The organism is Bacillus sp. C30 (genome assembly GCF_040838255.1).
In the GTDB taxonomy this organism is placed as follows: Bacteria; Bacillota; Bacilli; order Bacillales; family Bacillaceae_G; genus Bacillus_A; species Bacillus_A mycoides.
The window spans coordinates 1-15,671 of record NZ_JBFPJH010000063.1 but is presented as its reverse complement, the minus strand read 5'-3'; the positions used below and the strand labels follow the sequence as shown (position 1 = coordinate 15,671).

Genomic DNA, 15,671 nt, shown 5'->3' with positions numbered 1-15,671 from the left:
TTCAAGGTAACACGGGTGCGACCGGACCTCAAGGTGCTCAAGGTAACACGGGTGCTACTGGACCTCAAGGTATTCAAGGTAACACGGGTGCGACCGGACCTCAAGGTGCTCAAGGTAACACGGGTGCTACTGGACCTCAAGGTATTCAAGGTAACACGGGTGCGACCGGACCTCAAGGTGCTCAAGGTAACACGGGTGCGACTGGTTCCACTGGACCTCAAGGTGTTCAAGGTAACACGGGTGCGACCGGACCTCAAGGTGTTCAAGGTAACACGGGTGCGACTGGACCTCAAGGTGCGCAAGGTAACACGGGTGCTACTGGTTCCACTGGACCTCAAGGCGTTCAAGGTAACACAGGTGCGACTGGACCTCAAGGCGCTCAAGGTAACACGGGTGCTACTGGACCTCAAGGTGCTCAAGGTAACACGGGTGCGACTGGTATAGGAGTTACCGGACCTACTGGACCTTCTGGTGGGCCTCCTGGACCTACTGGACCTACTGGACCTCAAGGTAACACGGGTGCTACTGGTTCCACTGGACCTCAAGGCGTTCAAGGTAACACAGGTGCGACTGGACCTCAAGGCGCTCAAGGTAACACGGGTGCTACTGGACCTCAAGGTGCTCAAGGTAACACGGGTGCGACTGGTATAGGAGTTACCGGACCTACTGGACCTACTGGACCTCAAGGTAACACGGGTGCGACCGGACCTCAAGGTGTTCAAGGTAACACGGGTGCGACTGGACCTCAAGGTGCGCAAGGTAACACGGGTGCTACTGGTTCCACTGGACCTCAAGGCGTTCAAGGTAACACAGGTGCGACCGGACCTCAAGGCGCTCAAGGTAACACGGGTGCGACCGGACCTCAAGGTGCTCAAGGTAACACGGGTGCTACTGGTATAGGAGTTACCGGACCTACTGGACCTCAAGGTGTTCAAGGAACAACGGGTGCGACTGGTATAGGAGTTACCGGACCTACTGGACCTAGCTTCCCAGTAGCAACAATCGTTGTAACAAACAACATCCAACAAACAGTACTCCAATTTAATAACTTTATTTTTAGTACTGCAATTAACGTAAACAATATTATCTTTAACGGCACAAATACAGTTACTGTTATTAACGCTGGTATTTATGTAATTAGCGTATCTATTTCTACAACTGCGCCAGGATGCGCTCCACTTGGAGTAGGAATTTCAATTAACGGAGCAGTTGCTACTGACAACTTCTCTTCAAATCTAATAGGCGACTCACTTTCATTTACTACAATCGAAACATTAGCTGCTGGAGCAAACATTTCTGTCCAATCTACTCTTAACGAGATTACGATCCCTGCAACAGGAAACACTAACATTCGTCTTACTGTATTTAGAATCGCTTAAATTTCACTATTTATTGTTTATGACAAATAAAAAAAGAGCGAGAAACTCGCTCTTTTTTTGTTATGTACAATAATTCATTACTACTCTAATTCAATTGAAACATTTTTTTGTGGTACAAATGTAGAAATTGCATGTTTATAAATAAGCTGTTGCTTACCTTCTGTTTCCAGCAGGACTGTAAAATTATCAAATCCTTTAATTAATCCACGAAGCTGGAAACCATTTAATAAGTACAGCGTAACGAACGTATTCTCTTTACGGAGTTGATTTAAAAACTGATCTTGAATATTGATTGATTGCTTCATGTCGAATCCTCCTCTTTTTCTCTACTTACTATTATTCGACTTTAGTTGTAGCTTTCCTTCTATGTATCGTAAAATTTCTGACGTTTTTTCACCATCAGTAACATCGAACCACGCGACATCCATCTTATTACGGAACCACGTTAATTGACGTTTTGCATAACGGCGTGAATTCGTCTTTAATTGTGATACCGCTTCTTCTAAAGATACACGATTCTCAAAATAATCATATATCTCTTTATAACCAATCGCTTGAATAGATTGACAATCTCGCACTCCTCTTTCATGTAAACCTTTTACTTCTTCTAATAAACCTTGTTCAATCATTAGGTTAACACGTAAGTTAATGCGATCGTATAGCATTTCTCGATCCATTGTCAAGCCAATTAATGAAACATCGTACAGTAACTCATTTTCTTGTTTTTCGAGCTGGTTACTCATTTTTTCACCCGTCGTGTGAAAAATTTCTAACGCCCGAATAACACGCCTTACATTATTGGCATGAATACGCTCCGCACTTTCTGGATCTACTTCTTGCAACTTTTTATGTACATATTCCACACCGTGTTCTAATGCTAACTTTTCCATCTGTTCTCGGTATGTAGCGTCCCCAGCCTCATCTGTAAACTGGTAATCGAATAGAACAGATTGTATATAGAGACCGGTTCCACCAACAATAATTGGTAATTTCCCGCGCTCTGTAATTTCTCGAATGCACTTACGGACACTTTCTTGAAATTCCGCCACAGAAAATGAATCTTCCGGATCTTTTATATCAATCATATAATGTGGAATTCCGTCCATCTCATCTGTCGTCACCTTTGCAGTCCCGATATCCATCGTACGATAAATTTGCATGGAATCACCACTAATAATCTCACCATTCAACGCTTTTGCAAGATCGATACTTAATTTCGTCTTTCCGACAGCAGTTGGCCCAATGATGACAGCAACTTTTTCACGTTGCACTTCTCCCATATCATTCAACTCTCTTTATGTAATATACTCCATCTATTGATTATACCCAATCTTACCAATTTTAACGGCATGATTGCAAGTTCTTTGAATCCAGTACATGAAATTACACAAAAAAAAGAGCATAGCTTGTCCAATTCTGCATATACATGATAAAAAATAGCTCGGAGAGGGTGCAATGACTATGAAACAAGCGACTATCGATTTTCCATTATTAATAAAAGACCTTATTTTAGCTACTGCTACAAAAGAACAAAATTGTTCACAAGAAGAATTATACTTCGCACTAAATTGTTTACTACGTTCCTTTCATTCTACTCTTCAAGAAACAACGTTACATCCAGAAAATAAAAATACAGAGTATATGCAAACTCAATTTTGCACCGCGTATAAAATTATTACAGGTAAAACAATTTACCCTTTTCAATAATTCTTATATAAAAAAAGCGGCCGCTTAGACATTTTCAAGCAGCCGTTTTTTATTTTAATAAATTATTTTATAACTTTCACTTTAACGGATTTACGACCCCAACTATCAGCAGTGCTATCTGAACCAACTAAAACATCAATACGGTTTCCTTTAATCGCGCCACCAGTATCTCCAGCAATTGCTTCTCCATATCCTTCCACCCACACTTTTGATCCGAGAGGAATTACTTTCGGATCAACAGCAATAACTTTCATATTTGGATTCGCTGTTAAATCATGCCCCATCGCAGTTAACACACGACCACCATATGTGCCATTTTCACTCGGGTGAGCTGTGTAAGCTGTCGCTTCTACTGTTATTTCACGACCAGCAGGTTCACTTGTTTCAGTAGATTTTGCCACTGGCTTAGTTGCCGGCTTCGCTTGCGCTACTGGTTTACTTGATGCTCCACTTTTAACTGATTCCTTTCCGTTAACTGCCGTATCATTTTTAGCCGGCGCTTTCACCTTAACTGATGTATCATTTTTAACCGCCGTTTTCACCTTAGTTGGCGCTTCATCTTGAGCTGGAACTTCTTTTCTTTCAATAACAGGTGCTGTACCTGTTAAAAATGGTATGTGAACATACGCCGCTTTCCCGCCATATTCGAATTGTAACCATTCGTTTTGTACTTGATTTGTCGTTTCAATCAAGTCATCTTTTTTAAGCGTGCCAAGAATTTCTGAATCAGTATTCGCTCCAGCACGAATGTTTAATACGTTTGCTGTTACATAATAAGAACTTTTCGTAAACTCAGCACTTACAAAAGCTTCTTTACCATCTAATTTAATTTTGGACCATCCGTTTTCTGTATTTATAACATCTAATTTATTTCCACTTAACATTTTACCTACAAGTTTTGATTCTACAGTTGGGTTTTCTCTAACGTTTAATACATCTGTTGTTACAATCGTTTCCGCTTTAGCAGAACCTGCAAAAATCCCAAGACCAAAAACTGCTGCTGTTGCTATACCTAATAATTTTTTCATGAATAGCCTCCATTTGCTTTGTTTTCGTGTTCTCATTATAGCAACAGTTTTTTGTAGAATTTCGAAAATCACACAATTACAAAGCATTCGTAATAAACGATTAATGATTTGTAACATAAATTTCCATATTAAAGAATTGTATTTCTACCAAAATTAGCAATAGTTTTCATATATTTCTCACAAATTAGTATAAGAATTTTTTTCCAGAAAAAATTACAGTATTACTTTTTTGTTACAAAAAAATCACTTTTCATTACATCTTTTACCAAAATCCATCATAATCCAATTATTAAATTACTTTTTGTAACGAAAAAGGAACAACTCCTATTAGCTGTCCCTTTTTATCTTTTATTTAACTTTCTTCTTCCAAACACCTATCATAATAGCTGAAACAATCGTCCCAATTAATATAGAGAAAATGTATAGCAACGGTTTATTCACTAATGCGATAACAAACAATCCACCATGCGGTGCCGGCAATGTAATTTGGAATAACATAGATAAAGCACCCGCGATACTTGAACCAACAACACAGCTTACTATTACTCGAACCGGATCGGCAGCTGCAAATGGAATCGCACCTTCTGTAATAAACGATGCTCCCATAATATAATTTGTTAAACCAGATTTACGTTCTGCTTCTGTAAATTTTGTTTTAAAGAATGTGGTTGCGAATGCAATCGCAAGTGGCGGTACCATACCACCAGCCATAACTGCTGAGTGCACTCCAAAATTCTGTGCTTCTATTGCAGCAATACCAAATGTAAATGCCGCTTTATTAATTGGACCACCCATATCAATTGCCATCATACCGCCTAAAATAAGTCCTAATAATATAGCATTCGTACCACTCAAACCATTTAACCATCCTGTTAACATTTCATTTAATGCTACTACAGGCGGATTTACTACTTTTTGCATAACAACTCCTGTAATCAACAATCCAAAGACTGGATATAACAAAACAGGTTTAATTCCTTCTAACTGTACTGGTAATCCTGAAAATAATCTTTTCAATCCTAAAACAACATATCCAGCTAAGAAACCAGCAATTAATCCACCTAAAAATCCCGCATTCGCTTGTGCTGCTAAAAACCCACCGACAACGCCAGGCATAAAACCAGGTCGATCAGCAATAGAACTTGCAATAAATCCAGCTAAGATTGGTACAAGGAATAAAAACGCACCTGTTTTTCCTCCCCCAATAGACATGAACAATTCAGCTAAAGGACCTTCCGCTTTTATACCACCAAACGAAAACGCTAGTGCAATTAAAATTCCACCACCAACAACGAACGGAAGCATATTACTTACACCGCTCATTAAATGCTTATAAATTCCTAGCCCTTTTTCTTTCTCTACATTTTCTGCCTTCCCATCCTCTTTTACCCCTTTAAAGATTGGTGCATCTTGTTTTATAGCTCGATTAAGAAGGATTTCAGTTTTTCTAATACCATCAGCTACTGGCACTTGAATGACATACTTCCCAGCGAAACGGTTCATTTCTATCTGTTTATCTGCCGCAACGATAATCGCTGTTGCGCGTTCAATATCCTCTTTCGTTAAACCGTTCTTTACACCTGTTGATCCATTCGTTTCAACTTTAATCGCAATCCCTAACTCTGCCGCTTTTGCTTTTAAACTATCCGCAGCCATATATGTGTGAGCGATACCAGTCGGACAAGCTGTAACAGCTAATACGTATGGCTCATTCCCTTCCGGCTTTGCTACTTCAACTTCTTCTTCTTTTTCATTCTCTTTTTCATCAAATAAACGGAGAAGTTCATCCTCATCCTTTGCTTCTAATAATTGCTTGCGGAACCCTTCATCCATCAATAACGTAGAGAGACGAGATAACGTTTCTAAATGAGTATTATTCGCCCCTTCACTCGCAGCAATCATAAAAAACAGATGTGCAGGCTGTCCATCAAGCGACTCATAGTTGATACCGCTTACACTTCTACCAAAACAAATCGATGGTTGTTTAACGGCATTCGTCTTCGCATGAGGTATAGCAATACCTTCACCAATTCCAGTTGTACTTTGTGACTCCCGCTTTAGAATAGCTTCTTTAAATTCAGCTTTACTATTTAAACGATTAGCACCATTTAATTTTCCAACTAATTCATCTATGACAGCTTCTTTATTTGAAGCTGTCAAATTCATAATGACTGTATCCCTTTTTAATAGTTCTGTAATTTTCATATGTTGCTTCCCCCTATCGCTTAGCTACAATTACTTGCGACAATAATTCTTCTACTTTTTCCTTTGTACATAAATCCGCCGAAAATGCTGTTGCACTTCCTGTTGCAACACCATATTGAAATGCTTTTTCAATATCTTTTGTCTGTTCATATTTACCTACAAATCCAGCAACGAGAGAATCTCCTGCCCCAACCGAATTAATAACAACACCTTTCGGAACAGTGGCTTCATATATACCTTCTGCCGTAAATAATAAAGCTCCATCCCCTGCCATTGATACGATAACGTGCTCTACGCCTTGTTCGATTAATTTTCTTCCATACGGTAATATGTCTTCTACGGTTGAAAGCTCCACTCCGAATAACTCACCAAGTTCATGATGATTTGGCTTTATTAAAAACGGCTTATTTTTAATTACATGCTGCAGTGCACTACCGCTTGCATCTACTACTACACGAATACCTTTTTCGGCTCCAAACGCTGCGATTGATTCATAAAAGGTATTTGGAATAGAAGCTGGTACACTTCCAGCTAGTACAACACAATCTCCAGATTGCATACTTTCTATTTTTTTCATCAATTGTTCAAATTGCTCATTTGTCACAATAGGACCCTGTCCATTTAACTCCGTTTCTTCTTGCCCTTTTATTTTCACATTAATTCGAGAATCTCCACCTACTTGGACGAAGTTTGTTGTTACACCTTCATCATGTAATACACCTTTAATAAATTGACCGGTAAATCCACCCGTAAATCCAAGCGCTACATTTTCGACACCTAAACGATGAAGAACGCGAGAAACATTAATCCCTTTCCCTCCAGGAAACTTCATATCTTTCTCTGCTCGATTTACTGTTCCTAAATCGAAAGAATTAACTTGTACTACATAATCAATAGATGGGTTTAAAGTAACTGTATAGATCATTGTTTATCAGCCTCAATCACATTTGTTTGTCTTCTATATTTTTCTAAATCAATTTCTAAATGGTTTGTAATAATACTTGCATCTTCAACATTTGCAATTTTTGCAAATGCAACTTCTGAAAACTTACTTTCATCAATTAAGAAATATCCTTCATTTGCTAATGTTAATGCCAATTGCTTCAAGAGCGCTTCTTCTGGATCTGGTGTTGTAAAACCAAGCTGTTCGTGTACACCATTCGCTCCTAAAAAAGATTTATCGAAGCGATACTTCTGCATACTTTCCTGTGCCATAGCACCAATTAAAGCTTTCGTCCTACTCTTCATCATCCCGCCTAGTAAATACGCACGAATATTATTTTCAACTAAAGCTTCAATATGCATAAGTCCATTCGTTACGACAGTAACATCTTTGTTTATTAAAAATGGAATCATTTCAAATGTTGTACTTCCTGCATCTAAATAAACGCAATCCCCTTGTTCAACAATACTAGCCGCATACTTGGCAATTTGTTGTTTTATTTGAATGTTTTTGGATGATTTTTCAATCATCGTTGGCTCCTGTCCTTTTCCTGTTAAAACAGAGGCACCACCATGAACTCTTTTTAATAACCTTTGTTTTTCTAATTGTGCTAAATCACGACGAATTGTCGATTCAGAGCTTTCTGTCCTTTCAACTAATTGCTGCAATTTAACAACTTTTTGTTCTTTTACAAGTTGCAATATCATTTGATGACGTTCAGGAGTTAACATTTTCTTCACCTCTTCTTTGATTACAGTATAATGAAAACGATCACAAAAATCAACCGCAAACAGTCAAAAGTAATCATTATCAATCAAAACCGGTTATAAACAACAAAAAAGAAACCTATTTGATACAACAATCAAATAGGTTTCTTCTCTCGCTTCACTTATAAAGAAGCTTTATAAATTGCAAGAACATCATCTTTATTTAATTTTTTAAAGTTACCGAATTCACCATAAGCCATCGCTTTATCCGCCATTAAGTCAATTTCACTTTCTCTAATAGCGTAATCAGCTAATGTTACTGGAGCTTCAATTGAAGTCCAAAATTGACGTAACGCCTCAATTCCCTCTAATGCAACCTCTTTATCTGTCTTCCCATCTGTTTCTACATCGAATACACGAATAGCGAACTGTTTAAAGCGACTCACATTTTCATCTATAACATGCTTCATCCAATTTGGGAATAGAATCGCGAGTCCACCCCCATGCGGTATGTCATGAACAGCAGAAACTGCATGCTCAATATTATGAGTTGCCCAGTCTCCTTTTACTCCCATCGCTAAAATGCCGTTTAACGCCATAGTACCGCAATATAAAATTGTTTCCCTATGCTCATAATTTTCTAGATCACTTAAAAGCTTAGGAGCTGTTTCAATTACTGTTCTTAAAACAGATTCACAATAACGATCTTGTAATTCTGTATTCATGCCGTGATGGAAATATTGCTCTAATACGTGCGACATAATATCGACCATACCATAAATCGTTTGATCTCTCGGCACAGACGAAGTATGTAGTGGATCTAAAATTGAAAACTGAGGGAATGTAACTGGACTGCCCCAGCCGTACTTTTCATTCGTTTCCCAGTTTGTAATTACAGATCCTGCATTCATTTCAGAACCTGTTGCCGCAAGAGTGAGTACAGTACCGAACGGTAACGCCTCGCTAGCAAATGATTTTTCCGTTACAATATCCCATACATCTCCATCATATTTACTACCAGCAGCAATCGCCTTCGTACAGTCGATTACACTTCCTCCGCCAACCGCTAAAATAAATTCGACTCCATTGTCTTTACAAATTTGAATCCCTTTCTTTACTGTTGATAAACGAGGATTCGGTTCAACTCCTGTCAACTCAAACACTTCCGCATTTATATCCTTTAAAATAGAAATTACATTATCATAAATACCGTTTCTTTTAATACTGCCCCCTCCATATACGAGAAGGACCTTTTTACCGAACTGCGGAATTTCAGTTTTTAACTGCTCTAATTGTCCTTTACCAAAAATAAGTTTTGTTGGATTACGAAATACAAAATTTTGCATATACCTTTACCATCCCTTCCATATGAAAAGCAACTATACTTTTGTATACCACACTTTTTGAATTTCACAAACAAATTTGCTTAACAAAAAAATCCCAGCCTTTAGGCTGAGATTTTTTATTGATAATAAGGTGAGATCATTAAGTAAACAATAACCCCAGATAAGCTTACATATAACCAAATCGGCATCGTCCAACGTACAATTTTACGGTGACGTGTTAATTGATTCGTAAAACCAAATACAAGTGCGAACAATGCAAGGGGTACAATAATCGCCGCAAGGATAATATGTGTAATTAAAATGATGAAATACACATATTTAATGAATCCTTCTCCACCGAAATGTGTTGCCGGTGCCAAGTAATGGTACGATAAATATGACACACAAAATAATAAAGTCGTTGTAAATGCTGCAAGAATAAAACCACGGTGCATCTTTACATTCTTTTTAATAATAGAGTATAAAGCTGCTAATAAAAATACAAACGTAAAACTATTAAAAATTGCGTTTAACATTGGTAAGATAGTTACATCAAAATGTACTTCCCCTTCATAGCCAACAGGTCCAAAGAACAAAAACAAAATAATCGCATTTACAATTACAGAAAGCGTTATCACAATAGGAGCATAGCTTTTCTGATTCGTTGATTGATCCACCAAATTGGTCACTCCTCTTCTTTCAAATATGTATAATTAACCTCACTATTTTAACATATTATTCACGGTGTAAATGTGACAATAGTTTGACACAGTAAGACAGGGCAAAGAAAAAATCCTTCTTAACAATACTTCTTAAGAAGGATTTTATCGCTTTATTATTCAAATAGCAATGCGATTAGTTTTTGTTAAAAAACGTACTGCTATACGCTTGATATATTTCAGACACTTGATATCCCATTAATGAAATTGCTGTTAATGAAAAGAAACCAATCATAAGAAATCGAAACCACATATAAATCTCCTCCTTGTATTTAGCTTAAAAAGCAGTCGCTATATTACAAGTTGAGTGGCACTCTTCATCGTCACTTTCCTTTTTCTTTACAATTGCTGTTATAAATCGAATCATAAAGAAAATCACAAAAGGAAATTGTTCGTAATTTACCTTGGCATAGTTTGGCAACGGCTCGCGCTGCACATCGAACGGAGATGAGAAGGAATAGAACATACCTTGCTCTTCCATATATACAATTACAATTTTCATACAAAACATTATTCCTAGAAATGAAACAATATCTTGCCATTCTGTCGTATATAAAAAGTTATACAGCTCTAATACGTACTCTTCCATCGTCATCCCCCCTTCCTTTTTACCATTTTGCTCGCCTTCATATAAAAAGTCAAGAAAAAAGTTTATATTCACTATGACAATAGTAATTACTTGTTTCTATGATTATATATGATTCTTTTATAGCAATGATTGGGTGTAACTCTCTTCTAAAACAAGAAATTAGAATCGAACAGATTCCTCATTCTTACTTTTAGGATTCAATAATGTACTATTTTTGTTTCTATTAAAAATAAAATAAGAAATTATTATAAGAACAGTAACAAGCATTGTTAAAAGCGCTTGTGAACGTAAAGATTCAATTGCGAGCATGGAAACTAAAACTGCTATAATCGCAGCAATTGTAACATATGTTACATATGGAAAAAGCCACATTTTCACTTTCAAATTTTGTTGTTCCGCTTTCCCCATTTTTTTACGTATCTTGAAATGTGAAACTGCTATAACGAGATAAACGAGTAACGCAATCCCGCCAGATGCATTCACTAAAAATAAAAATACTTTATCTGGAGATATGTAACTAAAAACAACTCCAATGTAAGCAAAGAAAGTTCCAAATAAAACCGCCCGAACTGGAACACCACTACTATTCAATTTCAAAAATGCCTTTGGCGCATCTCCTCTTTCTGCCATTGAAAAAAGCATTCTTGAGTTCGTATATAAACCCGAATTTAAACAAGAAAGTACAGCTGTTAAAACGATAAAATTCATAATTTGCGCTGCCGCTGGTATCCCTATATGTTCCAGTACCGCCACAAATGGGCTTTTTAGTATGTTCGCCGAATTCCACGGAAGGAGTGTAACAACTACAGCGATCGATCCAATGAAAAATACGAGAATACGCCAAATTACACCATTTGTTGCTGTTTTGACTGCCTTTACAGGTTCGGCAGACTCTCCAGCGGCCACTGCAACAATCTCAGATCCCATAAATGAAAATATAACGACGGTGATTCCAAGTAACACCGAACTTATACCATTTGGCATAAATCCTCCTTGACCTACCAAATTCGAAGTGCCAGGTGCTTCCGTTCCTGGTACAAATCCTAAAATAACAGCTAGTCCAAGACAAAGGAACAACACAATACTTATTACTTTAATAAATGAAAACCAATATTCAAATTCTCCAAATGATTTCACCGAGAAAACATTCGTCAACGTTAATAAAATCGTTAATATTAAGCTTAATAACCAGAGTGGGATTTCTGGAATCCAGTATTGAATAATACCAGCACCTGCTGTAGCTTCTATTGCAATAACAATTACCCAGAAAAACCAATATAGCCACCCAATTGTATAACCTGCCCATGGACCAATTGCCTCTCTTGCATATGTTGCAAATGAACCACTTGTCGGATTAATAGCTGCCATTTCTCCTAGCATTCTCATAACGAAAATAACTAGAAGTCCTGCTAATGCATATGAAACGATAGAACCTGGACCTGCTGAATGCACAACCGCACCACTTCCAACAAACAAACCAGCTCCTATTACGCCACCAATGGAAATCATTGTAATGTGGCGTATTTTGAGGTCTTTCTTAAGATTTTTATCCAACTCTTGTACATCCCCTTCCAAACTTAATTTTGAAATTTATGTAAGAGTATTATGCGAAAAATCTTATCCTATACTTTAAAATATATCAAAATATTCTGAATTTAACAATCGTAATTCGACCTCCTTCAAAAATTATTTCATTAGGTTTAATAATTTCCCATACACAATTGTTGAGAAAATTATAGTCACCTTAAAAAAAGAATGAATTTTCAGATATAATTAAACAAACAAGATTATACATCTAGACAACTTTTTGTATAGGAGTGTTGATATGTTAAACAAGTTCAAATTCATTTGTTGTACTTTAGTAATTTTCTTACTGCTACCGCTAGCTCCCTTTCAAGCACAAGCAGCAAACAATTTAGGATCAAAATTACTCGTTGGATACTGGCATTATTAAATTAAGAGACGTTTCACCAAAATGGGATGTACTCAATGTATCTTTCGGTGAAACTGGTGGTGATCGTTCCACTGTTGAATTTTCTCCTGTGTATGGTACGGATGCAGAATTCAAATCAGATATTGCTTATTTAAAAAGTAAAGGAAAGAAAGTAGTTCTTTCAATAGGTGGACAAAATGGGGTCGTTTTACTTCCTGATAATGCCGCTAAGCAACGTTTTATTAATTCCATACAATCTCTAATTGATAAATACGGTTTTGATGGAATAGATATTGACCTTGAATCAGGAATTTACTTAAACGGTAATGACACTAATTTCAAAAACCCAACGACTCCTCAAATCGTAAATCTTATTTCGGCTATTCGGACAATCTCAGATCATTATGGTCCAAATTTTCTATTAAGCATGGCTCCTGAAACAGCTTATGTTCAAGGCGGCTATAGCGCATATGGAAGCATCTGGGGTGCATATTTACCGATTATTTACGGAGTGAAAGACAAACTAACATACATTCACGTTCAACACTACAACGCTGGTAGCGGGATTGGAATGGACGGTAATAACTACAATCAAGGTACTGCAGACTACGAAGTCGCTATGGCAGATATGCTCTTACATGGTTTTCCTGTAGGTGGTAATGCAAATAACATTTTCCCGCCTCTTCGTTCGGATCAAGTCATGATTGGACTTCCTGCAGCACCAGCGGCCGCTCCAAGTGGCGGATATATTTCTCCAACTGAAATGAAAAAAGCTTTAGATTATATCATTAAAGGAATTCCTTTCGGAGGAAAGTATAAACTTTCAAATCAGAGTGGCTATCCTGCATTCCGTGGCCTAATGTCTTGGTCTATTAATTGGGATGCAAAAAACAACTTTGAATTCTCTAATAACTATAGAACATATTTTGATAGTCTTTCCTTGCAAAAATAATAAAAAACAACAATAGGTTTTATATGACCTATTGTTGTTTTTTATTTATGTAAATTACTTTTTCACTTCTACATGATGAAGAAATTCTTTTCCATCTCTTGAATAACTATTCACAAGACTTAAAAGCAACTTCCCACCAACCAACATCGCACGTTCATCAAAATCGAATTGGGGATGATGGTGTGGATATGTTGCCCCTATTTCTTCATTACCGGCACCTGTGAAGAAAAATGCTCCTGGAACATGTTCTAAGTAGTATGCAAAATCTTCTCCGCCCATAATAGGTGGTACTTCCATGACCCTTTCTTTGCCAAGATCGTGTTCCGCAACCGTCATAAAATGACGTGTTTCAGCTACATGATTTATTAATATTGGATAGCCTCGTTTATATTGAATATTAACTTCAGCATGAAGGGACTGACAAATCCCCTCAACAACTCGTCTAAATTCCTTCTCCATATATTCTCTCACTTCAGGATCTAACGTTCGAATGGTTCCTGTAAACGTAGCAGTATCCGCAATAATATTATCGGCTTGCCCGGCATGGAATGTACCAACTGTTAAAACTGCTGATTGAAGTGGATCGACTTTTCTACTCACTAAAAGTTGCAACTGATTAATAACTTGTGTTGCAACGATAATAGCATCTACAGTATGATGTGGCATACCGCCGTGACCGCCTCGCCCTTGAATCTTCACTTCAAAAGTATCAGCTGCCGCCATCATTGCTCCAGCTTTCGTTCCAACAATTCCTAAAGGCATCTGAGAAGATAAATGTGTACCAAAAACAACATCTACTCCTTCTAAACAACCATCCTCAATCATGGCAATTGCTCCGCCAGGCTCTTTCTCTTCTGCATGTTGATGAATAAGGACTATTTTTCCTGAAAGTTGATCTCTGTTATCACTTAATATTTTTGCAACTCCTAAAAGTGTTGCTGTATGTCCATCATGGCCACAAGCGTGCATTACGCCAGGAACCTTTGATTTATATGAAACTTTCTTTTCATCTTGAATAGGTAGTGCATCAAAATCAGCACGTAGCGCCATCGTCTTCCCAGGTATTCCACCTTCAATTACGCCGATTACCCCTCTTCCCCCGACATCTGTTTTCACATCAATATGAAAACTTTTTAAAATTTCAACTATTTTTTTCGGTGTTTCTATTTCTTGAAACGATAGCTCTGGGTATTGATGAAAATCTCTTCGCCACGAAACCATTTGATTATATAAACTTTCCAATTCTTTATGCCATGTTTCTATCATAGAAATTCTCCTTTCTTTTTAACAGTTTAAATAAAAAAATACATAATATTCTGTATTTAATCAATAAAAAAAGAGAACTTTCTTTAAAAGTACTCTTAATTCTTCAAAATGTTAAACGTTCTACTTCAGTCACTACTTTGCTTCAATACAAATAGTGAAAGTTCCGGTACACTCAAAAATCTAACAGGCATTCGGGTTGTCCCAATACCACGATTTACGTATAAATGTAACAGCTTACTCTTCCCTTCTAATTCATACATACCTTCAACATGACTCTCAGCTAGTTTTGTAGTAATTAAAGGACCTACAAAAGGAATTTGAACTTGTCCTCCGTGACTATGTCCTGACATTTGAAAATCGACTGGATAACGAGATACTTTATCTACAACATCCGGCTCATGTATTAATAGCATATTGAAATCTTGTTGTCTTAAGTTTTTTAAAGTCGAGTCTATTTGTGGCTTCCCTAATAAAAAATCATCCAAACCTGATATTGTAATATACTTGCCGTTTTCCGCTTTAATTTTCTGCACTTCATTTACTAACACAGAAAAACCAGCTTCCTCCATATACTTTTTGTAAAATAAACTACCGCCCCCACCTCTATCATGATTCCCAAACACAGCATATTTTCCTAGGGGAGCTTTAATTTTCTGCAAAATAACCTTTGCTTCTTCTCTTTCCGCACTATAGGATCCAAACTTATCTATTAAATCTCCTGTAAAAACTACTATATCTGGATGTAATTCATTCATCTTCTCCACCAAATTTTCTAGTTGTTTCAATGTAAAATCTGGTCCTAAATGTACATCTGAGAACTGCAATATTTTTTTATTATTAAACTCTTTAGGAATTGTAGGAGCGTCTATTTCATTCCACGTAACTGTTACTAGTCTTCTTCCTATTTCAGTCGCATAG

14 protein-coding genes and 1 pseudogene are annotated in these 15,671 nt (G+C 37.1%); 3 read left to right on the top strand and 12 right to left on the bottom strand.

The genetic code is table 11. From position 1 onward, the window contains the following. A partial coding sequence (locus AB3X49_RS09245) for a Gly-Xaa-Xaa repeat protein (protein ID WP_367961669.1) occupies positions 1-1,379 on the top strand: 1,379 nt, incomplete at its 5' end. Positions 1,380-1,459: 80 nt separating this feature from the next. Here the strand turns inward: AB3X49_RS09245 and hfq are convergent. Together hfq and miaA are read right to left on the bottom strand one after the other, a co-directional pair. Further along, positions 1,460-1,684 (bottom strand): RNA chaperone Hfq, encoded by a 225-nt coding sequence (gene hfq, locus AB3X49_RS09240; protein ID WP_000813896.1) that lies wholly within the window; start codon positions 1,682-1,684, stop codon positions 1,460-1,462. A gap of 21 nt (positions 1,685-1,705) precedes the next feature. Beyond that, on the bottom strand, positions 1,706-2,659 hold the full coding sequence (gene miaA / locus AB3X49_RS09235) for a tRNA (adenosine(37)-N6)-dimethylallyltransferase MiaA (protein WP_002142786.1): 954 nt from the start codon (positions 2,657-2,659) through the stop codon (positions 1,706-1,708). Between the two features lie 181 nt (positions 2,660-2,840). Between miaA and AB3X49_RS09230 the strand changes: the two genes are divergently transcribed. Further along, positions 2,841-3,086: a hypothetical protein gene (locus tag AB3X49_RS09230; RefSeq protein ID WP_002014695.1), complete on the top strand. Its 246-nt coding sequence runs from the start codon at positions 2,841-2,843 to the stop codon at positions 3,084-3,086. A 62-nt stretch (positions 3,087-3,148) separates the two neighbouring features. Here the strand turns inward: AB3X49_RS09230 and entD are convergent, their stop codons facing one another. From entD to gabP, 8 genes are all read right to left on the bottom strand, one after another. Continuing rightward, a complete protein-coding gene (entD, locus tag AB3X49_RS09225) occupies positions 3,149-4,114 on the bottom strand; it encodes a cell wall-binding protein EntD (protein WP_002066697.1) in 966 nt (321 codons plus the stop codon). A gap of 348 nt (positions 4,115-4,462) precedes the next feature. After that, the gene (locus tag AB3X49_RS09220) at positions 4,463-6,319 is read right to left on the bottom strand and encodes a PTS fructose transporter subunit IIABC (RefSeq protein ID WP_367961665.1); all 1,857 of its coding nucleotides are present in this window, start codon (positions 6,317-6,319) and stop codon (positions 4,463-4,465) included. A gap of 13 nt (positions 6,320-6,332) precedes the next feature. Next, the gene (pfkB, locus tag AB3X49_RS09215; RefSeq protein WP_367961663.1) at positions 6,333-7,244 is read right to left on the bottom strand and encodes a 1-phosphofructokinase; all 912 of its coding nucleotides are present in this window, start codon (positions 7,242-7,244) and stop codon (positions 6,333-6,335) included. Continuing rightward, positions 7,241-7,993, bottom strand: coding sequence for a DeoR/GlpR family DNA-binding transcription regulator (locus AB3X49_RS09210; protein WP_367961661.1), 753 nt, complete (start codon positions 7,991-7,993; stop codon positions 7,241-7,243). The genes pfkB and AB3X49_RS09210 overlap by 4 nt, the downstream gene beginning before the upstream one ends. Positions 7,994-8,151: 158 nt before the next feature. After that, positions 8,152-9,315, bottom strand: a complete 1,164-nt coding sequence (locus AB3X49_RS09205) for an iron-containing alcohol dehydrogenase (RefSeq protein WP_367961659.1) — start codon at positions 9,313-9,315, stop codon at positions 8,152-8,154. A 116-nt stretch (positions 9,316-9,431) separates the two neighbouring features. Next, entirely contained in the window at positions 9,432-9,974 is a 543-nt protein-coding gene (locus AB3X49_RS09200) for a DUF420 domain-containing protein (RefSeq protein WP_000228316.1), read from the bottom strand. A gap of 316 nt (positions 9,975-10,290) precedes the next feature. Further along, entirely contained in the window at positions 10,291-10,602 is a 312-nt protein-coding gene (locus tag AB3X49_RS09195) for a hypothetical protein (RefSeq protein WP_002087964.1), read from the bottom strand. Between the two features lie 159 nt (positions 10,603-10,761). Continuing rightward, positions 10,762-12,156, bottom strand: a complete 1,395-nt coding sequence (gene gabP, locus AB3X49_RS09190) for a GABA permease (RefSeq protein ID WP_367961656.1) — start codon at positions 12,154-12,156, stop codon at positions 10,762-10,764. 271 nt (positions 12,157-12,427) lie between these two features. Between gabP and AB3X49_RS09185 the strand changes: the two are divergent. After that, a pseudogene (locus AB3X49_RS09185) lies at positions 12,428-13,487 on the top strand (chitinase). Positions 13,488-13,541: 54 nt separating this feature from the next. On the opposite strand, the gene AB3X49_RS09180 reads toward AB3X49_RS09185, so the two are convergent. Next, complete coding sequence (locus AB3X49_RS09180; protein ID WP_367961654.1) at positions 13,542-14,753, bottom strand: M20 metallopeptidase family protein; 1,212 nt, start codon at positions 14,751-14,753, stop codon at positions 13,542-13,544. A gap of 125 nt (positions 14,754-14,878) precedes the next feature. Next, the coding region (locus AB3X49_RS09175; protein ID WP_367961652.1) for a metallophosphoesterase at positions 14,879-15,671 on the bottom strand (793 nt) is incomplete at its 5' end.